Source organism: Synechococcus sp. A10-1-5-1, assembly GCF_023115425.1.
GTDB lineage: Bacteria > Cyanobacteriota > Cyanobacteriia > PCC-6307 > Cyanobiaceae > Vulcanococcus.
The window spans coordinates 1,169,935-1,188,714 of the sequence record NZ_CP096032.1; the positions used below are offsets into that span (position 1 = coordinate 1,169,935).

An 18,780-nucleotide genomic window follows, 5' to 3' on the forward strand; every position below is an offset into this window, starting at 1 on the left:
ACCTACCTGGGTCTTGCCACCCGGTACCGACCACTGATCGATTTTGCCGTCTCTGGTAGGTAAGTGGTAGGTAAGTTGCCGCCTCTTTCGCTGAGAACGCAGTGTGGACGGGGTTTTTCATCATGAAACCCCAGTTCGAATCTGGGTGCCGCCTTTGAATCGCGCAGAGCTTCGGTGCCCGGAGGCTCAGCGCAGCACCGCGTCCGCCGACCACCGCTCCCCAAAGCGCGTCTGGGCATCGCAGTGGGCCTCAAGGCCGTCGATGCTGCAGGTGCCAACCACCGGAAGGGTTTTCGGGAAGCCCACCACCAGCCCCCGGGGGTTGAACTGCGCCAAGCGCAGCAGCCTGACGCGCAACAGCACCGAGCCATCAAGCTTGCAGACCCCGTCACTGCAGCGCAGGGGCGCAGCGGAGCTGGCCCTCTCCCCCACAAAGCTCACCTCCTGCAGCAGCTCCTGATCCGGCACCGGCGCAATCAGGCTGAAGCGCAGCACCGAGGCATTGCGCTGATCGATCCGCAAGCTGCGGCAGGGCCGCGGTGCCTGTCCAAAGAGGGCCAGCTCACAGCGCTTGGGATCCACCTGCCAACGCCCGAATCCCTCTTGCCTCTCCTCAGCGGCCCAAGCGGGCGCAGCAGCACCTAGCCAGGAGACCAGCAGCAGCAAGCGCGCCGAGCTCAATAGCCGGAATCCGCCACGCACATGCCGATGCAGACCAAGCCATTGCTGGCCGTGCGGCCGCAGTGACCGCAGAGCACGGGGTCCTCCTTCTGATCAGGGGAGGTCTCCGCTGCCTTCGGCGGCGGAGCGCTGGGCTCAGCAGCCGGGCCGGGCAGAGAATTCAGCACAGTGCAAGTCCGCGATGGCTCGATCATGACAAGAGAGGCGGACCAACCGGGCATTGGCGTTGGCACCTGGGCCTGGGGCAACCAGTTCCTTTGGGGCTACGACCCCAAGCGGGACGACGGCCTGCTGGAGCAAACCTTTCAGCGCTGCCTGGAGCTGGACTTCCGCTTCTTCGACACAGCGGACTCCTATGGAACCGGGCGGCTGAACGGCCGCAGCGAGCTCTTGCTCGGGCGTTTCGCCATGCAAGCCAGCACCGCTCAGCGGCAGCAGCTCTGCATTGCCACGAAATTGGCCCCCTTTCCCTGGCGCCTCGGTCGGCATGGCTACGCCAAGGCCTTTGCCGCCTCGCAGAGGCGCCTACAGGGGCAGATGAAACGGGTGCAGCTGCACTGGAGCACAGCGCGCTACGCCCCCTGGCAGGAACCGGCCCTGATTGACGGCCTGGCGGATCTGGTGGAGCGGGGAGAGGTCGCCAGCCTGGGGCTCTCGAACATGGGGCCGAAGCGCCTGCGGACCGTCCACCGGCAGCTCCAAGGGCGGGGGATTCCGATCAGCAGCCTGCAGGTGCAGTTCTCCCTTCTGGCACCTCAACCGCTCGAAGACGGAGGAATCATCACCACCTGCCGGGAGCTAGGGATTGAGCTGATTGCCTACAGCCCCTTGGCCCTCGGCCTCCTTGGCCGAAGTGCAGGGGACCCGAGACAGGTCCCCAAAGGAACCCGGGGCAACCTCTTCCGCCGCCTGGAGACCTCGCTGAGCCCCTTACGCCAGACCATGACAGAGATCGCCGCTAATCGTCCAGGAGGCCTGGCGGCCGTAGCCATGAACTGGTGCCGAGCCCACGGGGCCATGCCAATCCCAGGGCTGCGCACTCCGAAGCAGGTCGAGCAAGCAGCGGCGGCCCGCAGCTGGAGCCTGACCGGCGAGGAACGGGCTGCCCTGGATCGACTTGCCCTGATGGAAGGAGCGGCACGGATGCCGGCCAATCCCTTCCAGAGCGCCTAACGCTCAGTCTCCGCCCATCTCCGGGGAAGGATCAGGGGTCAGGACCACCGTCATTTGTTCGCGCTCAGGCGACTGCGGGGTCTCGATCCGACGGACCATGGGCACCACACGCGCACGGGGAGGCTCGGGAGCTACGGGTTCAGGCGGTTGAGGCTGAGCCTCTTCTGCCGGCTCACCGGAGCCTTCATCACAGGCGGAGAGGGCCTCCTGCAACAGCGAGTCAAACGTGGCTCCAGGCAAACGGTGCCTTGCGATCTCAAGGAAGGCACGCGCCAGGGATTCACCAGCGGCAGCCTTCAAGGCCGGATTACTACGGCGCTGTTCCTGCTCTTCTTCGACGGCCCGGATAAAGCGTTCCGTGACATCCCGCTTGGTGGCGGCACGGATCCGCGTTTCCTGCTCCTGGGGGTTGAGATCGAGCTGCTGATCGAGCTCCTCGAGGCGGCGACACAGGCTTTCCATCACCTCCTTGGCTTCCTTGCCGACGTGAGCCAGCTGACCATCGGAGAGGCGGGGGAGATCTGCGACAAAGACCTTGCCGTGATCCCGCAGGGTCAAAAAGGTGGGTCGGACGTTGCTGCGGCCGGGATAGGTGTCGCGGCGCAGGGGACGGTTCGGGGGAACGGGACCGGCGGAACTACGGCGGCGGGTCATCCGCCCCGAATTACCTACAAATGCAGCAGAAGACTGCGCGCTGAAAGACATCTCAAACAACCCTATAAACAACAGAACCTTGAACAGAAAGACATCTGAACAACGGTCAATAGAACTGAATTACGGAGCTACCACAAAACAGCTTGCGTGGAACCTAGGCAGCAACTCGAGAGCTGTTGCCTGGTTTTGGCGCGACTGAAGCAATTTGGCAGGTCCAGATCGCGCCTTAGTACGGCAAACCCGCCAACGGCTCGGCGCCTGCCTCTCCAGCCTCCACACTGCCCAGCAACCAGGCACGGTGCCCAGCCTCCTGGCAAACGCCAATGGCCCGCTCCACCTGGGCCTCAGGCAGCACCAGGGCCAGGCCCACCCCCAGGTTGAACGTGTTCCAGAGATCCCGCTCCGGCACCTCACCTTTCTCCTGCAACCAGCGGAACAGCGCGGGACGCTCCCAGCTGCTGGGGTCGATGCGGCCATGGACTCCGGCAGGGAGAGTCCGCGGCAGGTTTTCCGGCAGTCCGCCACCAGTGATGTGGGCCATCCCGTGGAGATCGAGCCCGTCCTGCAGCAGGCGCTGAACAAGCGACGGATACAGAACTGTGGGCTCCAGCAGGGCATCCAGCACCGGCAGTCCCGCGCCCTCCAGCGGCGTGGAAGCGGTTACCCCATGGGCCTCCAGGATCCGGCGGACCAAACTGAAGCCATTGCTATGGACACCGCTACTGGCCACAGCAACGATGCGATCGCCCGCTTGAACGCGGCTGCCATCGATCAGGGCGTCCTCATCGACCACCGCGACGCAAAAGCCGGCGAGGTCGTAGCGCCCGGGGCCATAGAAACCGGGCATTTCAGCGGTCTCACCGCCCAGGAGAGCGCAGCCGCTCTGGCGGCAGCCGTCGGCGATGCCCTCCACCACTTCAGCCATGGCCTCGGGCGCCAGCTTCCCGGTGGCGATGTAGTCGAGAAAGAACAGAGGTTGGGCACCGCTCGTCACCACGTCGTTGACGCACATCGCGACGAGGTCGATGCCAACGCCGTGGTGACGGCCATGGGCCTGGGCCAACTCCAACTTGGTCCCCACCCCATCGGTCCCCGAGACCAACAGGGGTTTCTTGATCCCCTCAGGAATGCGGCAGAGCCCGCCAAAGCCGCCCAGACCACCGACCACCTCGGGCCTGCGGGTGGATTCAACGCTTGAGCGAATGCGCTCCACAAACGCGCGCCCAGCCACCACATCAACGCCAGCGGTGCGGTAGTCCATGCCCTAGACGGCCCATCTCTCTTCTGATCCTGCCCCGTCAGCCACCCCCGAAGCCCAAAAACAAGTGGACGATCCCAAAATCGCACCAAGACTTGATTAGCGGCACTGATCAAAGCAATGACTCCTGCTAATTGGAGCCCGGCAATTCATTTCTCCTAAGCCCTGATGAAAAGAGAGTTTTTCAGCGAGATTGCCAATCCTGATGAATGCAACCGAACCAAAGTGTAAGGAGACGTTGATGCAAACCCGGCTAACTTCCGACTGACCTTTTAAGCCCCAAGGAACACCTCCACGCATTCGCAACAGAAACTGCGCGTTTCTGTCGCCACTGCCACCGAGTTGAAACCCAGCCAGTCGCCCTCCCGCGACTAGGTGTTCCGGTTGTTATGCGTCGTCTTTCTCTCCTCGGCGGATTCGCGCTCCTGCTCTCTGGGAGCAGCAATGCCAATCCGGTTCTGGCTATCAAGAGTCCAGCAATCCCCGAGATCCCCGCGGCCAAGGCCGTTGCCCTGCGCAGCCTTGAAACACCCGGGAGCGAGTCGGAAGCACTGAAAAAGCCTGCTGCTCCAGCTCTTCCCATCGCGGCTCCATCCGCGCCCCGCGTCCGTGCCGTCAGCACCGGTGAAGCCAGTTGGTATGGCCCCGGTTTCTACGGCAACCGCACCGCCAACGGCGAGGTCTTCCGACCCGGCACCCTGACCGCCGCACACCGAACCCTGCCGTTCGGCACCAAGGTCCGCGTGACCAACCTCTGGAACGGCCGCAGCGCCATTGTTCGCATCAACGACCGGGGCCCCTTCCACGGCCGCCGCGTCATTGACCTGGCCCACGGTGCCGCAAGCCAGCTCGGCCTGGTCTCCAGTGGAATCGCCCAGGTGAAGCTCGAGGTGCTGCAAGCTCAGTAGGGTTCGCCCCCCTCGCTGTGCAGCTGCTGCAAACGCGCGCCGAGCTTGAGGCCTGGCGAGGCATCTCTGGGGATCGGCCCTTGCGCTGCGTTCCCACCATGGGTGCCTTGCATGCAGGCCACGGCAGCCTGATCCAGAGAGCCGGCAGACAGGGCCCTGGAGAAGCCAGGCCCCTGGTCCTCACCAGCGTGTTTGTGAACCCGCTGCAATTTGGGCCCAACGAAGACTTCGCGCGCTACCCGCGCTGCCTGGATGCTGACCTGAAGCTCGCCCAGGAGTCTGGAGCTGATGCCCTCTTCGCTCCCAGCGTTGAAGAGATCTACCCCCAGGGCGAAAGCCAGCTGACCCGGGTTCAACCGCCCAAATCCCTGCAGGCGGGACTCTGCGGCCGGCACCGACCGGGACATTTCGACGGAGTGGCCACGGTCGTCGTTCGGCTCTTGTCCCTGATCCGCCCCCAGGTCCTACTGCTCGGGGAGAAGGACTGGCAGCAGCTGGTCATCCTCAAACGGGTCGTCAGGGACTTGGGCCTCCCGGTCCAGGTCTGGGGCTGCCCCACCCTGCGAGAGGCCGATGGATTGGCCATGAGCTCCCGCAATCGCTACCTCTCCAGCGACGAGCGCCGTCAAGCTGCCGTGCTCCCGCAAGCGCTGCGTCGGGCGGCAACGCGCTGCTTGCAGGAGCCAGGCCTGCCCCTGGCGGCGGTGCAAGCCGAGGTTCATCAAGCCCTGGAGGGTGCGGGCATGGTGGTGGACTATGTGGAGGCCGTGAAGCCTCTGTGCCTCCAGGCCCAATCCCGTCTAGACGGACTCACCTTGCTGGCAGTGGCTGCCCACTGCGGCCCCAGCCGACTGATTGACCACGTCTTCCTCATGAGCCGAGCCCCAATCGTTGCCATCGATGGCCCTGCCGGAGCCGGCAAGAGCACGGTGACCCGCGCCTTTGCCGAACGGCTTGGTCTGATCTACCTGGACACCGGGGCGATGTATCGCGCCGTGACCTGGTTGGTGCAAGACCGCGGCGTCGACCCCAGCAAAGCCGAACAGGTGGCTCCCCTGCTGGCGAACCTCGACCTCCAGCTGAGCAGCACCAGCAATGGCCAACGGGTCCGCGTCAATGGGGTGGATGTCACCGAAGCCATTCGCTCACCCGAGGTCACGGCCCAGGTCTCCGTGGTCGCGGCCCATGGTTGTGTTCGCGAGGCCCTGACCCAGCAGCAACAGGCGATGGGAGCTCGCGGGGGCCTGGTGGCGGAAGGGCGCGACATCGGCACAGCCGTCTTCCCAGGCGCGGAACTCAAGGTGTTTCTGACCGCCACCGTGACCGAGCGGGCCCGCCGCAGGGCTCTTGATCTGGAGCAACGGGGCTTTGAGGTGCCCGAGCGGGCTGATCTCGAGGCTCAGATTGCTGAGCGCGACCACCTGGACTCCACCCGTGCCGTGGCCCCCCTGACCCAGGCGGAGGATGCGATAGAGCTGATCACCGATGGCATGGCCATCGAGGCGGTGATTCAACGGCTGGTGGATCTCTTCCGCGAGCGCGTCCCCCACGACGCCTGGCCTGACCCCAGTTAGGGGCGCATCAGGGTCTCTAGCAGACCTGAGCAGGCATCCTCGAGCAAATCGAGGACGTGCTCAAAACCCTGTTCACCCCCGTAATAGGGGTCCGGGACTTCCTTGTCGCTGAAGCGGCGGCAATGGCTGGTCATCGGTTCCACCACGGCAAGGCCAGGTCGGGATCCCAGCTCACCAGCCAACGACCGAACAGCCCGCAGGTTGTCGTCATCCATGGTGAGGATGCGATCGAAACTGCTGAAATCCGCTAGCTCGATCTGACGGGCGCGGCTGGGGAGGTTGATGCCGCGGCGCTCGGCGGCGGCGCGCATCCGACGGTCCGCCGGGTTGCCCACATGCCAACCACCGGTACCGGCACTGTCGACCACAAAGCGCTCCTCCAGGCCCGCCTGGGCGATCTGGTGCAGAAAGACCCCCTCGGCCGCTGGAGAGCGGCAGATATTGCCGAGGCAAACAAAGAGCAGACGTTGTTCAGCCATGGGGGTCTCCAGAGTGGTCAATGCGATGCAGTGCCAAGGCAGAACGCCTCTGAACCACAACAGGCGAAAGTGGATCAGATCCTGCTGCCAGGCCAGTCAGCGCACGCCTGAGGGCATCAAGGCTGAGGTCCGAGAAGCGCTTGGCTTGATGAAGAGCTAAGCCTTCTAGACCGACAACGACCGCATAGCGCACGATCCACTCTCCGTCTCCACAGGCAGCGAGCAGCGCCTGCAGACTTCTCTCAGCCAGCTCTGACGCCTGATCGTCAGACAGAGGCCTGAGATCGAGCCGTCCCAGACCGGAGGCTGCTGCACGCCGGACTGAAGGCCCAATATCCGTAGCCAAGGCTCGCTCGAGCACCTCAATCCCGCGAGGATCGCCAATTCCGGCAAGGGCGCGGACCGACCATGCCCGAGCCCCATAGTTATTGGTCCTGAGCGACGCAAGAATCGGCTGAACAGCAGGTTCTCCGATAGCGATGAGACCATCGACCGCTGCAACGGCTGCCCCTGGATTGTTGAAGCCCAAGATCTCCAGCAAACAGGATGTTGCTGCGGGATCCTTTGCTTCGGCCAAGCACTCAACGGCGCTTAAAAGTGCATCAGCAGAATCAGCCGATTGCACCTTGGCAATCAATTGATCGACAGTCGCTCTGGATTGAATGGGGTCAGACAGCATCTAAAGCAACCCATCCATCACGTCAAAAATTTCCTCATCGAAGCTGTCACTGGGCACAGACTCAACCAAACCCTTCAAAGCAATGAGTTTGAGGCTGTTTTCAGCCAGCGTCTCGGCAATCGCTTGGGTCGCGGGTCGCCAACCAGCCGCTCCGAGGTCCATCAAAGCAGCACGTCTGACCTGCAACTGCGGATGCAACAACAGCCTCTTCAGTCGCTCACCCCAGCGGGAATCTTTGGTGAGTTGAAGCAGTGATCTACAAGCCGAACTTTGAACGACAGGACGCTCATGGGTCAAAAACGACTCCAGAACCTCAAGGACCCCATCACCTGAGATTCCAAGGTCACCAATGGCCTCCAACAGGGCTTCGCAAGGTTCGACCAGATTGGCCGAATCCAACGAGCGGGCCCCAGCGACTTCAGGACCTGATTGCAATCGCGCCAGCAGAGCAGGCAATGCCGCTTTGGCCTTGAGTTCACCCAGGGAGCGAGCCGCAGCTTCCCTCAAGCCGTAATCAGGGTCGTCGAGCAGTTCAAGGAGGGTCGGAATCGCCTCACGCGCGGACGGGCCAAGCTTGCCGACGGCACGGGTGGCATTGCGGGCGACGGCATTCTCTTCAACACCATCACCGAGCTGGCGAGCCCGCCGTTGACGCATCGCGGCCAGTAGTAACGGGAGCGTGTCTGGGTGCTGACTGCGATGACGACCCAGCCACCAGGCGGCGTAGTACTGAGCGGAGGGGTCATCCGTCGCCCGCAACCGCCGCAAAGCCTCCGCCTCGTCGATGGGTTCAGCCATCTCAAAGGTGGTGGAGGAGGGAGCCGACATAACCCGCTCGGAAACACAAGACAAAAAGAAAGACCCCCCAAATTGGGGGGTCTCGAAAGCCAATCGTGGCTGATCAGATCAGAGCGTTGATGGCGTAGTCGAAGTAGTTGTTGGCTTCGGTTGCAGCCTCACCGCTCAGACCGTGGTTGGCCTTGATGTAGTTGAGAGCTTCGACGTACCAGGAGGGGGACAGTTCGAAGGTCCGGTTGATCTCGTCGAGACCAGCGATCAGGTAGTCATCCATGGGGCCGGTGCCACCTGCCACGAGGCAGTAGGTCACCATGCGGAGGTAGTAACCGATGTCGCGGGAGCACTTGGCCTTGCCTTCTGCCGTAGCGGCATAGGCGGGACCCTGCATCTGGGTGGTGTAGGGAAACTTGGAGTACACAGCCTGAGCTGCGCCGTTCACCAGGGTGTCGGCCTTGGCGGTCAGAGCCTTGGCAGCTTCGAGACCAGCCTTAGCGCGGTTGAAACGACCGAAAGCGCCTTGGATTTCGGTGTTGCCCAGGAAACGACCCTGGGAATCAGCTGCGGCAACGGCTTCGGTGAGAGGCGTCTTCATGACGGAGAAAGAGAGGGGTGGACGTGAACTGGTGCCAGATCAGGCAACAGCGGCAGCAGCACGGTCGAAGTAGGTGCCGATCTCGCTCATGAGGGCGGTGCAATCACCTTGGGTGATGCCAGCCTTGTCGTTAGCGATGGAGATGGCGGCTTCCTTCATCAGGTTCACGCCAGCGGCGACGGAAGCACCGGGGGTACCGAGGGCCAAGTAGGTCTCACGCAGACCGTTCAGGCAGCGGTCTTCCATCACGGAAGCATCGCCAGTGAAGATCGAGTAGGTGACGTAGCGAAGGATGATCTCCATGTCGCGCAGGCAAGCAGCCATGCGGCGAGAGGTGTAGGCGTTACCGCCAGGAGCAATCAGAGCGGGCTGCTGAGCGAACAGCTGGCGAGCAGCGGCCGACACGATGGTGGAGGCGTTGCTGGTGATGCGGTTGACGGCATCCAGACGCTTGTTGCTGTCGGAAACCATGGCGGCCAGAGCGTCAAGCTCACCGGCGCCGATGAATTGGCCCCGGGCGTCGGCCTGGGCGACAACCTTGGTGAAGGCGTCGAACATGAGTTAACTCCTTTGGGCTTCGTCTGAGGGAGGGGACTGCAGACGCTATGGATGGGTCTGCCGGGAGGCATACCGCATCCCGTCGCTGTGATTGTCGCCACACCCCAGTGCAGACCAGCGAAGGCGTTCATAATGTTTAACCAGGGCCATCCCACTGGGCTTGAGCCAGAAGGGATGACAAGTTCTTGAGGTCCATGCGGTTTTCCGCCTGACCCGCTTCGCGCCTCTTACGGTCAACTCCATTGTTTGTGAGTGGACCAGGGCATGGCCAAGGTCGGCGTGGTGTTGCTGAACCTCGGCGGCCCTGAGCGCATTCAGGACGTCGGACCCTTTCTCTACAACCTCTTCGCGGACCCGGAAATCATCCGGCTACCCAATCCCGCACTCCAGAAGCCCCTCGCCTGGTTGATCAGCTCCCTGCGTGCTGGCAAGTCGCAAGCCGCCTACCGCTCCATCGGTGGCGGCTCACCGCTGCGTCGCATCACCGAGCAGCAGGCACGCGAGCTCCAGAGCACCCTCCGCCAACGCGGCATTGAGGCCACCAGCTACGTGGCCATGCGCTACTGGCATCCCTTCACCGAATCGGCCGTCGCCGACATCAAGGCCGATGGGATCGATGAGGTCGTCGTCCTTCCCCTCTATCCACACTTCTCCATCAGCACCAGCGGCTCCAGCTTCCGCGAACTGCAACGCCTGCGTCAGGGCGATCCCTCCTTCTCCAAACTCCCCATCCGCTGCATCCGCAGCTACTACAACGACCCCGGCTACATCGGCGCCATGGCCGAACTCATCGGCAAAGAAATCCAGGCCTGCCCCAACCCCCCTGACGCCCACGTCTTCTTCTCCGCCCACGGCGTACCCAAGAGCTACGTCGAGGAAGCCGGTGATCCCTATCAAAAGGAGATCGAAACCTGCGCCCAGCTGATCATGGACAAGCTGGCCGCTGATCTCGGCCACACCAATCCCTTCACCCTGGCCTACCAAAGCCGCGTCGGGCCGGTGGAATGGCTCAAGCCCTACACCGACGACGCCCTCAACGAACTCGGTGAATCCGGCGTCAAGGACCTCGTCGTCGTCCCGATCAGCTTTGTCAGCGAGCACATCGAAACCCTCGAGGAAATCGATATCGAATACCGCGAAATCGCAACGGAAGCCGGCATCACCAACTTCCGACGCGTTCCCGCTCTCGACACCACACCGTCCTTTATCAACGGTCTGGCCAACCTCGTCCAACACGCCCTAGAAGGACCAGAAGTCAACCTCGATCAAGCCGCCGCTCTTCCCACACAGGTCAAGCTCTACCCCCAAGACAAGTGGGCCTGGGGATGGAACAACAGCTCAGAGGTCTGGAACGGTCGCTTGGCAATGCTCGGCTTCTCCGCTTTCCTGCTCGAGTTGCTCAGCGGTCGTGGGCCTCTTCATTCCATCGGCTTGCTTTAAACGGACTGAGCCTCGAGATCAAAGAGGACATCGTGGATGTAGGCCTCGGTCCATTCCGAGCCGTAGAAACGGCTGAGCATCCCGCGAGCGGGATCCTTCTCGGCGCGGTATCGCGTGTAGCGCTTTTGGCCTGCCAACAACAGTTCTGATCGCTCCGCAGACACTGGGGTCGCCGTCGCCTCGAGGCTGAGATAAAGCTGGAGGTACTCCTGGAACGCGGGACGAATGACCGTCTCGATCAGCTGATCCCCCTCGGGACCCAACGGAATCCGTGTCCAGAGGAACCCCGGGGAGAAGTAGGGCTGGGCTTCTTCGGGAATCGGGCCTCCGTCAGGAAGAGCCTGCTTCCAACGCTCGAAAATCGGCAGGAGTTGTTCCCAAACCGCCTGAGTGTGTTGGCGATCTCCCCGATCGACCGGTTGAAGATCCAGTGCCAACAAATGGCCATTGGGAAGGGTGACCAAATCAGCGCCAAAGAAAGGCAGGTCGTAGCGCGTCCGAGGGTTAATGACGAAGTTCAGAACTGAGGCCGCCATCCCCGCTGAGACACAGGCCGCTCGGACCTGACGAAATTTCTCGCTCTGGCATGCCCAGGTTGCGGTGGCCACAGGAACAGGCTTGGCCTTGGATCCCGTCACTCCCTCGCGGGTGAGGAACTGAGGATCAATGGGATACGGATCAGGGTTAAGCGGTTTCAGCATGGCAATCGCTTCATCCAGAAACCACTGCCACCGCCAATCAGGGAGCGCAACAGGGTCGAGGCTGCTTGCCCGTGTGGCCGCAGGATCAGACATCGGATTCACAGGCGCGCGGGGAAGAGGAACTCACTCAAAAAGGCATCGGCCCATGGCTTGCCGAAATGGCTTGAAAACAGGCCATGGGCGGGATCACGCTCAGCGCTATAGCGGTCGTACGCCACCTGCAAGTCAGCAACCTCCTCGGCAGTGAGCTGCCCGGCTTCGCTGCGGGCACGATCGTGCATCTGCCAGTAGGCACCCATGAACCCCTCAAAGGCAGGGGGCAGTGAGGTCTGCGCCTCCTCGGCACCGCCGCGACAGAACAGCAGCCAGGGCGAGAAATACTGATTGGGGTCAAAGGAGCGCATGGTCTCCTCGCCACTGAGGTCGGGGTAGCGCTCATGCAGAGCTGACAACTCCTTGTAATGGCGCTGGAGATAGGCCTCTCCCTGCTGAAGCGGCTGAAAATCCAAAACCGCCACCAACTTTTGGCGCGCCCCAAACCACAGCAAGTCCACACCAAGAATCGGGTGGTCCAGGCTGCAGTCCGGGTAGGCAACCGAGTTCAGGACCTGCAAGGTGTCGCCGGCGTCCAGGCGTGTGACGCGCCAACGGCGAAATCCAGGGACGTTCCAGAGCCAACTGCGGATGGTGCTGCTCTGCTTGTCCGACTGCTTCAGGGCGAATTGAGGCTCAACCTCAAGCGGCTCGGCACCACGCTCCTTGAGACCGGCGTGCAAATGCTCCAGAAAAGGATCAAACATCACGCCCCTCCTGGAGTGGAGTAGTGCGACACGAGCGCCTGGGCCTGTTGCCGAGCTGCAGCCAAGTCATCGGATGACGGGCAGCGGAACTCGGTGCAGTACGTCGTCATGGAGACCCCATCAAGGAACTGGACTGAACTCACCCGCATCCGTACCTGATCGGTGACGAACCAACAGCGCTCAATACCAACGTTGGTGTCGTAGCGCGTCGTGATGGTCAGCAGCCCGTCCGCCGCAAAGCTGTACTCACTTAAGACCGGCTTCTTCTCCACATATCCCTTGTCCCTGAGCAAAAAGCCACGGGTGGGATCCGAAGGGTTCGGAGCATCGACAAGGACTGCGGCGTAATCCTCGGAACGACTGCTCTCTTTCAGGTTGCTTTCCCACCAAAACCGAGCACCACCAGCTGCAGCAACAAGGTCAAAGTCAAGACTGTCGCAAACCTTGGCAGTCACAGGGTCCTGCTGATCAAACGGCTCAATGATCAGGTTGGAGTCAGCGAACTCGTCGTCCTGATGATCCAAATGATGGACAGCGCGGCGGGTCATCCACTCGCCACGGCTAGCCAAGAAGAAGTCCCGCATGGACATCGGGACGACAAAGGGAACCGCCACGACTCAAGCTTGAGGTTGGGCCAACTGGCTTTGGAGCTGCCCAAGGACCTCCTCTAAGCGGGTGAGTTCCGGGTGATCCGCCAAGGTGCGATCAATCTTGGCCTGGGGAAGCTTGAGCTTCTGCCCCATGGCAATGACGTCTTGGCGCAGACGATCCCGATAGGCGATGAGCTGCTCAATGGACTCCTGGATGTCCTGAGGGGTTGCGTCCATCACAAAAGGAGCCGTGTGCGGAGAAGTTAGGAGGGGGGCTGGCCTGCCGTTGCCGACAGATCAAATCTGAAATAAATCCGAAGAGCCGAACCAATTGCGCCTCAATTGGTCAACCCAAAACCGCCAGACCCGCTGCAGCACAGGACATCAGCAGAAGCTGAGGATGGTTCATAAAGAAGGTTTGCGTATCTGAGGCGGAATGGGGAAGCCGCCACTGGATTGCCCTTAGGTTCTCTTCGTGCCTTGACCCAGTGGGCCAAAGCAAAGTCACCACCGCCAAGAATTCAGTTCACCTGAAATCACGTCGGGAGCAGACACCAAACAAACGGTCCGCCGAACGTTTGAGTCAGCTGCTTTAGGTGGCCTCAGCCCCCCCAAAAAGTCCTGCTCTCTCATGCTCGACGCATTCTCCCGCGCCGTCGTTAGCGCTGACGCCAAAACCGCTGCCATCGGCGGTGGCGACATCGCTGCCCTCAAAGGCTTCATCGCCGAAGGCAACAAGCGCCTCGACGCCGTTAACGCAATCACCTCCAACGCCTCCTGCATCGTCTCCGATGCAGTGACCGGCATGATTTGCGAGAACACCGGCCTGATCCAAGCCGGCGGCAACTGCTATCCCAACCGCCGCATGGCTGCTTGCCTGCGCGACGGTGAGATCGTTCTTCGCTACATCTCCTACGCCCTGCTGGCCGGCGACGCATCCGTGCTGGATGACCGCTGCCTGAACGGCCTCAAGGAGACCTATGTGGCTCTGGGTGTGCCCCTTCAGTCCGCAGCTCGTGCTGTGGCCATCATGAAGGCCTCCTCGACCGCTCACATCAACGAGACCAACACCACCGGCACCAACCCCGTGGAAACTCGTTTCCGCAAGATGGAAACCGTCCAGGGCGACTGCTCTGCACTGGTTGCCGAAGCTGCTTCCTACTTCGATCGCGTGATCAGCGCCCTCAGCTGAATCAACGAGGGTTAGCTCTCTCTTTTCTACGCAAACCTCCATCTAAGGATCTCAACGATGAAATCCGTTGCAACCACCGTTGTGACCGCCGCTGACGCAGCCGGTCGCTTCCCTTCCCAGAACGACCTCGAAGCCGTTCAGGGCAACATTCAGCGCGCCGCTGCTCGCCTGGAAGCCGCTGAGAAGCTGGCTGCCGGCCTCGACGCCGTCACCAAGGAAGCTGGCGATGCCTGCTTCAACAAGTACCCCTACCTCAAGCAGCCCGGTGAGGCTGGTGAGAACCAGACCAAGGTGGACAAGTGCTACCGCGATCTGGGCCACTACCTCCGCCTGATCAACTACTGCCTGGTTGTGGGCGGCACCGGCCCTCTGGATGAGTGGGGCATCGCTGGCGCTCGTGAGGTGTACCGCACCCTGCGTCTGCCTACCGCTGCATACGTCGAAGCTCTGACCTTCACCCGCGACCGGGCTTGCTCCCCTCGCGACATGAGCCCCCAGGCTCTGAACGAGTTCAAGGCTTACCTCGACTACGCCATCAACGCCCTCTCCTGATCTCTTCACCGAATCAGATGAGTGCAGGAGGCCTTCGGGCCTCCTTTTTTTTGGTTTCTTGCACCTCAAGGGTGAAGAAAGCGAAGAAGAGAAGCGGAGGATTAAGGTGACCGGAAACGAAGTGGGGGACCCAAGATCACCGTGAGCAACCAAGAACTAGACCAGTTATTTGCAGACCTAGAGCATCCGAATCCCTATATCCAAACCCAAGCCTTTACGGCCATGGCTGAGCGTTGGCAAGTCGAAGCCATCCCTCGATTGATTGGGTTACTCAGTCAGCCCAATGTTGGACTGAGAAGAGCATCGGTACGGGCATTGGGATCATTTGGCGAGACAGCAATGCAGCCCATTGCCGATTGCTTTAAGGCCACGGAAGAGGCGACGGTTCGTGCAAGCTGCGTGAAAGCCTATGCACAACTCGCATCAAACTATCCGGGACTTCGTTTCAGCGAAGGAGCCATGACCGTCCTACGGGATGGACTCAACGATGAATCACCCGTTGTCGCCGTGGCATCGGTGATGGCCCTCGGTCAGGTGGGGCAACAAGCCGTGTCATTGCTCCTTGAGGTGAGCCGCGGGGAGAACCCCGCTCAGGGAGTGGCGGCCATTAATGCCCTTGCGGAGATTGATGATCCCTCTGTGGAGCAAGGTTTCAACACTCTCCTCAACGAAGAGAAGCTGGACAGCTACGTCAAAGAAACCCTCAACTCAGCCATCATGCGGGTCAGGGACCTCCGGGCTCGTCAGGCCTCTTGATTCTTGAGCTGACTGATCGCAAGAGACAGAACGGACTGCACATCCGGTTGGATCTCCTGGTCCAACCGGCTTTGAAGCACATCAATCGATCGGGTGGCCCTGAGCTTCATCAGGGAAAGCGCAGCGTTCTTGCGAACTTGACCAACTGAATCCTGGAGCAATGGCTCCAGCTGAGGTGCAGCCCAGACCGGGTCATGGAGCTTGCCAAGCAACGTTGCCGCCTCGGCACGAACATCGGCATCGACGTCAGATAGGGCTCGAACCACAAGATCTTTAGCGACGTCATCCGCCAGGCTTTGGATCTGATCCCCGAGTGCTGCGATCGCCGCACAGCGAATTTCTGGATGCTCCGATGAGGCGGCGTCCCGAAGGGCATCAGGGGCTCGGGCACCGACGAATGCAAGCGCCCAACTGGCGAGCCCCAGTTGCATGGCCGTGCTCTCTGGATGAATCAAAACGTCCAGCAGCAGAGGAATGGCCTCAGCTCCGACCGCCGCCATCGCGCCAACCGCAGACCCTTGGACCACTGGATCGGGGTCGCTGCGGAGAGCCTCCAGCAGAACAGGAAGCGCCCGGGGATCTTCGATCAAGGTCAGCGTCTTTGCGGCTGCTCGTCGAACCGTGACGCTGTCATGGCCTGACAATGCGCGGCAAAGAGAAGGCACGGCTGCCTTGCCGACGACACCGAGACTCTCAGCAAAGGTCAGGCGCATCAAGCCCCTCGGATCACCTAGGCCAGCCACCATTTTTTCGATGGCGTCCGTGTCACTCGGGGGTAAGTTCCCGCTGCGAAGTTGTTGCTTGAGCTCTTCTGCAAGCTGACTCGCTTCCTGTTCGTTGAGCTGCTGGGGCTGCCCGTTGACGGATAGAGAGTGGGCCTCGGGCACGAGCACGGGGATCAAGCGATCCTGAATTATCGACCGCCAGATTCACGCTTTATGGTCTTCGTCACACTCCAGCTGCCATGACCTGCTTCGTTCTCTCACACAACCTGCAGGTTCACTCCGATGCAGTGCCAGGTCTGACTGCTGACGCGCTGGCAGAAGGTCTAAAAGTGAGCAGCCCACACATCGCCGTCGCCGAGCCACTGGAGCACCCCCATTGGCTTGTCCGCATCGAGTCGGAGCTTGACGCCGCCGCCCTTGCTCTGGAGCTAACACGCTCTTGGCGTGCAATGCGCAAGTCCATGGGCCACGCAGAGGACCATGAGCTGCTTGCACTGGGTGGACGCAAAGACAGCCAGGGGATGCCGGGCTCACCTCTCCAACAAGGGAGCTGGGGCGTTGACGTCGTCGAAACCAGCGATGGGGACGCCTTCCTGAAGGCCATTAATTGGGACGGACTGAAGCAAGGCCGTCCCGTTGATGGTGTCTTCGAAGAGCGGGGCTAACCCTGCTTTTTGCGGCTGCGGCGCCGGGGCTTGGCCTCCGTCTTCGCGGTGCGTTCCATGGTTCGCTCAGGCGTCTGCTCCGCGCCTGACGCGATCAGATCCCGGGCATGGCGCTGGACAGCGATCACTGGAGAACCGTTTTGACGCATGGCGCGCATGGCCTGCGACAAGGCGCCCAGAGGAACACGTACATGCCGCGGGGTATGAAGCTCGGTACGGGTGCCAATGCCAGTAGTCACTGTCAAAGCATTGGAAAGTGACGGTCCCATAGGGCCTAGAGCTGACTGGGTCCAGGTTGCCAACCCCGCGGAGTGGGAGCCAGCCCGTAGATAGTTCTTAACGAGAGCGCAGTCCGGGTCCCTGAGGAACCAAAGTCAACTCTGTTTTAAACGTCTGCGATCTTCGCAGGGTGCGTCGGTGAGTCGCTTCAACAACATCCACCTGGGCTTATCGCACGAGGAGGCTCTCCGCATCCTCACACTGGCAGAAGCGGACCTAGAAGCGGCCAGTGATTACTACATGGCCGCTTCTCACCTGATCAACTTCCCAGGCGATGCATCGGAAGAAGCCTTAATCACACTGCTAGAGCAGGCCAGTGAGAGCCAATCCATCAAGCTCGCGCAACGCAAAGCCGTTGAAGTTCTGGGTCAGCTCAATGCACAGCAGGCCATACCTGTCATTGGTACATGCCTGGATAGCGACGATATTTACCTCGTTGAAAACAGTGCCTGGGCACTGCAGCAGCTCAACTGTCAAGACGAAACACTGCATCAACGCCTCACCAACCTGCTTCAGGATGAAAGGCAAAACAGGCGAGTCATTATTCAAAGCCTTGCCGGCCTGAAGATCAAAGAGGCCGTCGAACGCATCAGAACACTGATCGATGATCCCCAACCAGGGGTACGTGGTGCCGCACGAGCAGCATTGGCACAACTGATCGACGAACGAGCGCATCTCGAGGCCATTGAGGACCACCTCGTTCTGCCAAACCAGATGGACCGGCAGGCAGCAATCCAGGACATCATTGACGCACGTTCCATAGAGCTATTGCCAAGTGTGCTCAAAGCACCTGTCTCACCAGCCTTTCGCTTAAGAGCCCTAAAAGCCCTGTGGCCAGAACAGACCAAAGAGTGCAGGGGTCTCTCTCTGACCACTGCAATTGATGGACTCCTGCAGGATGAGCCAGAGGATCTTGTGTTGGTGCATCGGTATGACCAGACTCCAGAGCATGCCTTCCTTCTGCAGGAATTTTTTGGCACGGATTTCAGCCGTTGCTATCTCGCCCTCCAGAACCTCAAGGGACAATCCGCGGAAACCATCTGGCCGTTAATCAAGCAGCGCTGGGAGGAGGAAGCGCACAACGACTATGGAGCCCACTATTTCTTTATCCACCTGTTTCAAGAACTGGTGAACTGGCCCGATGCGGCCCTAAGCGAAATCGGAACCTGGCTGATGGATGCCGCGGACACACTGCGTCCGCAGTTCATGAAATCAAAACCGGCAGCCATTTTGACTCTCGCAACGGTTCTACCCGAGCGATGTCGTCAAGAGCTCGAGCGTTGGAGTGATCCCGAGCAGACGCCATTTTGGGAAAGCCGCTATGCGGCACTGATGGCGATGGAGCAGCTCGGTCTTCAACCAACCCGGACAGAGGATCCGAACCCATTTGTCACAGCAAGGATCGAGTCGTTTAGCGACTGATCTCGGAGTAGCGGGTCTGGCTTGAACCGCGGGAAGCCCAGTACTGCACAAGCTTCTCCCCGCCAGGCCTGGGCACACTGGCTGTGGCACGAAGGATTTTGAAAGCACGATTCGGTCCCATCGGCCAATTCCCGACGGCCTCAACAGTGCGTATGGAACCGCCGATCTCCACCAGACAGCGCTCAAAACGCTCCAGTTGAGCCTGATCCACCGTTTCAAAAATGAAGTCCGTTCCCAAGCAAATCAGGTGTTGGGAGCGAATCCATACACGCAACTGGTTCTCGGATGGAGAAACCGGCATCAG

Annotated in this window: 25 protein-coding genes; 9 read left to right on the plus strand and 16 right to left on the minus strand. The window is 61.0% G+C overall.

Features of this window, described 5'->3' with window-relative positions; translation table 11 throughout:
- Positions 1-186: 186 nt before the first annotated feature.
- Together MY494_RS06425 and MY494_RS06430 are read right to left on the minus strand one after the other, a co-directional pair.
- The gene (locus MY494_RS06425) at positions 187-681 is read right to left on the minus strand and encodes a hypothetical protein (RefSeq protein WP_247911868.1); all 495 of its coding nucleotides are present in this window, start codon (positions 679-681) and stop codon (positions 187-189) included.
- Entirely contained in the window at positions 678-848 is a 171-nt protein-coding gene (locus MY494_RS06430) for a hypothetical protein (protein WP_247911869.1), read from the minus strand. The genes MY494_RS06425 and MY494_RS06430 overlap by 4 nt, the downstream gene beginning before the upstream one ends.
- 25 nt (positions 849-873) lie before the next feature.
- Here MY494_RS06430 and MY494_RS06435 point away from each other — a divergent pair, with 25 nt between their 5' ends.
- On the plus strand, positions 874-1,854 hold the full coding sequence (locus MY494_RS06435) for an aldo/keto reductase (protein WP_247911870.1): 981 nt from the start codon (positions 874-876) through the stop codon (positions 1,852-1,854).
- A gap of 3 nt (positions 1,855-1,857) precedes the next feature.
- Here MY494_RS06435 and MY494_RS06440 read toward each other — a convergent pair whose 3' ends face one another.
- Both MY494_RS06440 and purM read right to left on the minus strand, forming a co-directional pair.
- The gene (locus tag MY494_RS06440) at positions 1,858-2,508 is read right to left on the minus strand and encodes a hypothetical protein (protein WP_247911871.1); all 651 of its coding nucleotides are present in this window, start codon (positions 2,506-2,508) and stop codon (positions 1,858-1,860) included.
- Between the two features lie 226 nt (positions 2,509-2,734).
- Positions 2,735-3,769 (minus strand): phosphoribosylformylglycinamidine cyclo-ligase, encoded by a 1,035-nt coding sequence (purM, locus tag MY494_RS06445; protein ID WP_247911872.1) that lies wholly within the window; start codon positions 3,767-3,769, stop codon positions 2,735-2,737.
- 386 nt (positions 3,770-4,155) lie between these two features.
- On the opposite strand from purM, the gene MY494_RS06450 reads away from it, so the two are divergent.
- Both MY494_RS06450 and MY494_RS06455 read left to right on the plus strand, forming a co-directional pair.
- Positions 4,156-4,674: a septal ring lytic transglycosylase RlpA family protein gene (locus tag MY494_RS06450; RefSeq protein WP_247911873.1), complete on the plus strand. Its 519-nt coding sequence runs from the start codon at positions 4,156-4,158 to the stop codon at positions 4,672-4,674.
- Between the two features lie 62 nt (positions 4,675-4,736).
- Positions 4,737-6,248, plus strand: coding sequence for a bifunctional pantoate--beta-alanine ligase/(d)CMP kinase (locus tag MY494_RS06455; RefSeq protein WP_247911979.1), 1,512 nt, complete (start codon positions 4,737-4,739; stop codon positions 6,246-6,248).
- Here MY494_RS06455 and MY494_RS06460 read toward each other — a convergent pair.
- From MY494_RS06460 to MY494_RS06480, 5 genes are all read right to left on the minus strand, one after another.
- Entirely contained in the window at positions 6,245-6,727 is a 483-nt protein-coding gene (locus MY494_RS06460; protein ID WP_247911874.1) for a low molecular weight protein-tyrosine-phosphatase, read from the minus strand. The genes MY494_RS06455 and MY494_RS06460 overlap by 4 nt on opposite strands.
- Positions 6,720-7,406: a HEAT repeat domain-containing protein gene (locus MY494_RS06465; protein ID WP_247911875.1), complete on the minus strand. Its 687-nt coding sequence runs from the start codon at positions 7,404-7,406 to the stop codon at positions 6,720-6,722. Before MY494_RS06465 ends, MY494_RS06460 begins: the two co-directional genes overlap by 8 nt.
- Positions 7,407-8,234 carry a HEAT repeat domain-containing protein gene (locus MY494_RS06470; protein WP_247911876.1) on the minus strand — a complete coding sequence of 276 codons (828 nt, stop codon included), beginning with the start codon at positions 8,232-8,234 and terminating at the stop codon, positions 7,407-7,409.
- A gap of 73 nt (positions 8,235-8,307) precedes the next feature.
- Entirely contained in the window at positions 8,308-8,796 is a 489-nt protein-coding gene (gene cpcA, locus MY494_RS06475) for a phycocyanin subunit alpha (protein WP_010314791.1), read from the minus strand.
- 39 nt (positions 8,797-8,835) lie between these two features.
- On the minus strand, positions 8,836-9,354 hold the full coding sequence (locus MY494_RS06480; protein WP_010314789.1) for a phycocyanin subunit beta: 519 nt from the start codon (positions 9,352-9,354) through the stop codon (positions 8,836-8,838).
- Between the two features lie 264 nt (positions 9,355-9,618).
- On the opposite strand from MY494_RS06480, the gene hemH reads away from it, so the two are divergent.
- Complete coding sequence (gene hemH / locus MY494_RS06485; RefSeq protein WP_247910766.1) at positions 9,619-10,794, plus strand: ferrochelatase; 1,176 nt, start codon at positions 9,619-9,621, stop codon at positions 10,792-10,794.
- Here the strand turns inward: hemH and MY494_RS06490 are convergent.
- From MY494_RS06490 to MY494_RS06505, 4 genes are read right to left on the minus strand one after another with little or no spacing between them, the layout of a single operon-like run.
- A complete protein-coding gene (locus MY494_RS06490; RefSeq protein WP_247911877.1) occupies positions 10,791-11,588 on the minus strand; it encodes a phycoerythrobilin:ferredoxin oxidoreductase in 798 nt (265 codons plus the stop codon). The two genes, hemH and MY494_RS06490, sit on opposite strands and share 4 nt — an antisense overlap.
- 5 nt (positions 11,589-11,593) lie before the next feature.
- Complete coding sequence (locus tag MY494_RS06495; RefSeq protein ID WP_247911878.1) at positions 11,594-12,295, minus strand: 15,16-dihydrobiliverdin:ferredoxin oxidoreductase; 702 nt, start codon at positions 12,293-12,295, stop codon at positions 11,594-11,596.
- Positions 12,295-12,879, minus strand: a complete 585-nt coding sequence (locus tag MY494_RS06500) for a phycobiliprotein lyase (protein WP_247911980.1) — start codon at positions 12,877-12,879, stop codon at positions 12,295-12,297. Before MY494_RS06500 ends, MY494_RS06495 begins: the two co-directional genes overlap by 1 nt.
- Positions 12,880-12,912: 33 nt before the next feature.
- On the minus strand, positions 12,913-13,122 hold the full coding sequence (locus MY494_RS06505) for a hypothetical protein (protein WP_247911879.1): 210 nt from the start codon (positions 13,120-13,122) through the stop codon (positions 12,913-12,915).
- 394 nt (positions 13,123-13,516) lie between these two features.
- Here MY494_RS06505 and cpeB point away from each other — a divergent pair, with 394 nt between their 5' ends.
- The 3 genes from cpeB to MY494_RS06520 all read left to right on the plus strand — a co-directional run bounded on the left by cpeB (position 13,517) and on the right by MY494_RS06520 (position 15,385).
- Complete coding sequence (gene cpeB, locus MY494_RS06510) at positions 13,517-14,077, plus strand: class 1 C-phycoerythrin subunit beta (protein ID WP_247911880.1); 561 nt, start codon at positions 13,517-13,519, stop codon at positions 14,075-14,077.
- Positions 14,078-14,134: 57 nt separating this feature from the next.
- A complete protein-coding gene (gene cpeA / locus MY494_RS06515; protein ID WP_010314769.1) occupies positions 14,135-14,629 on the plus strand; it encodes a class 1 C-phycoerythrin subunit alpha in 495 nt (164 codons plus the stop codon).
- A 141-nt stretch (positions 14,630-14,770) separates the two neighbouring features.
- Positions 14,771-15,385, plus strand: coding sequence for a HEAT repeat domain-containing protein (locus tag MY494_RS06520; RefSeq protein ID WP_247911881.1), 615 nt, complete (start codon positions 14,771-14,773; stop codon positions 15,383-15,385).
- Here MY494_RS06520 and MY494_RS06525 read toward each other — a convergent pair.
- The gene (locus MY494_RS06525; RefSeq protein WP_247911882.1) at positions 15,373-16,272 is read right to left on the minus strand and encodes a HEAT repeat domain-containing protein; all 900 of its coding nucleotides are present in this window, start codon (positions 16,270-16,272) and stop codon (positions 15,373-15,375) included. The genes MY494_RS06520 and MY494_RS06525 overlap by 13 nt on opposite strands.
- Before the next feature lie 77 nt (positions 16,273-16,349).
- Here MY494_RS06525 and MY494_RS06530 point away from each other — a divergent pair, with 77 nt between their 5' ends.
- Complete coding sequence (locus MY494_RS06530) at positions 16,350-16,775, plus strand: DUF2656 family protein (protein ID WP_247911883.1); 426 nt, start codon at positions 16,350-16,352, stop codon at positions 16,773-16,775.
- On the opposite strand, the gene MY494_RS06535 is transcribed toward MY494_RS06530, so the two are convergent.
- The gene (locus tag MY494_RS06535; protein ID WP_247911884.1) at positions 16,772-17,044 is read right to left on the minus strand and encodes a hypothetical protein; all 273 of its coding nucleotides are present in this window, start codon (positions 17,042-17,044) and stop codon (positions 16,772-16,774) included. The genes MY494_RS06530 and MY494_RS06535 overlap by 4 nt on opposite strands.
- Before the next feature lie 148 nt (positions 17,045-17,192).
- Here MY494_RS06535 and MY494_RS06540 point away from each other — a divergent pair, with 148 nt between their 5' ends.
- Positions 17,193-18,476, plus strand: a complete 1,284-nt coding sequence (locus MY494_RS06540; RefSeq protein WP_247911885.1) for a HEAT repeat domain-containing protein — start codon at positions 17,193-17,195, stop codon at positions 18,474-18,476.
- Here the strand turns inward: MY494_RS06540 and MY494_RS06545 are convergent.
- Complete coding sequence (locus tag MY494_RS06545; protein WP_247911886.1) at positions 18,466-18,777, minus strand: CpeR family transcriptional regulator; 312 nt, start codon at positions 18,775-18,777, stop codon at positions 18,466-18,468. The genes MY494_RS06540 and MY494_RS06545 overlap by 11 nt on opposite strands.
- Between the last annotated feature and the right edge of the window lie 3 nt (positions 18,778-18,780).

Excerpts from the sequence above, each read along its gene's own strand:
- cpcA (WP_010314791.1), bottom strand. The coding sequence starts at position 8,796 with ATGAAGACGCCTCTCACCGAAGCCGTTGCCGCAGCTGATTCCCAGGGT.
- MY494_RS06530 (WP_247911883.1), top strand. The coding sequence starts at position 16,350 with ATGACCTGCTTCGTTCTCTCACACAACCTGCAGGTTCACTCCGATGCA.
- MY494_RS06465 (WP_247911875.1), bottom strand. The coding sequence starts at position 7,406 with ATGCTGTCTGACCCCATTCAATCCAGAGCGACTGTCGATCAATTGATT.
- MY494_RS06435 (WP_247911870.1), top strand. The coding sequence starts at position 874 with ATGACAAGAGAGGCGGACCAACCGGGCATTGGCGTTGGCACCTGGGCC.
- MY494_RS06490 (WP_247911877.1), bottom strand. The coding sequence starts at position 11,588 with ATGTCTGATCCTGCGGCCACACGGGCAAGCAGCCTCGACCCTGTTGCG.
- MY494_RS06495 (WP_247911878.1), bottom strand. The coding sequence starts at position 12,295 with ATGTTTGATCCTTTTCTGGAGCATTTGCACGCCGGTCTCAAGGAGCGT.
- MY494_RS06450 (WP_247911873.1), top strand. The coding sequence starts at position 4,156 with ATGCGTCGTCTTTCTCTCCTCGGCGGATTCGCGCTCCTGCTCTCTGGG.
- MY494_RS06470 (WP_247911876.1), bottom strand. The coding sequence starts at position 8,234 with ATGTCGGCTCCCTCCTCCACCACCTTTGAGATGGCTGAACCCATCGAC.
- MY494_RS06440 (WP_247911871.1), bottom strand. The coding sequence starts at position 2,508 with ATGACCCGCCGCCGTAGTTCCGCCGGTCCCGTTCCCCCGAACCGTCCC.
- purM (WP_247911872.1), bottom strand. The coding sequence starts at position 3,769 with ATGGACTACCGCACCGCTGGCGTTGATGTGGTGGCTGGGCGCGCGTTT.
- MY494_RS06505 (WP_247911879.1), bottom strand. The coding sequence starts at position 13,122 with ATGGACGCAACCCCTCAGGACATCCAGGAGTCCATTGAGCAGCTCATC.
- cpeB (WP_247911880.1), top strand. The coding sequence starts at position 13,517 with ATGCTCGACGCATTCTCCCGCGCCGTCGTTAGCGCTGACGCCAAAACC.
- MY494_RS06460 (WP_247911874.1), bottom strand. The coding sequence starts at position 6,727 with ATGGCTGAACAACGTCTGCTCTTTGTTTGCCTCGGCAATATCTGCCGC.
- MY494_RS06500 (WP_247911980.1), bottom strand. The coding sequence starts at position 12,879 with ATGCGGGACTTCTTCTTGGCTAGCCGTGGCGAGTGGATGACCCGCCGC.
- MY494_RS06545 (WP_247911886.1), bottom strand. The coding sequence starts at position 18,777 with ATGCCGGTTTCTCCATCCGAGAACCAGTTGCGTGTATGGATTCGCTCC.
- hemH (WP_247910766.1), top strand. The coding sequence starts at position 9,619 with ATGGCCAAGGTCGGCGTGGTGTTGCTGAACCTCGGCGGCCCTGAGCGC.
- cpeA (WP_010314769.1), top strand. The coding sequence starts at position 14,135 with ATGAAATCCGTTGCAACCACCGTTGTGACCGCCGCTGACGCAGCCGGT.
- MY494_RS06535 (WP_247911884.1), bottom strand. The coding sequence starts at position 17,044 with ATGGGACCGTCACTTTCCAATGCTTTGACAGTGACTACTGGCATTGGC.
- MY494_RS06480 (WP_010314789.1), bottom strand. The coding sequence starts at position 9,354 with ATGTTCGACGCCTTCACCAAGGTTGTCGCCCAGGCCGACGCCCGGGGC.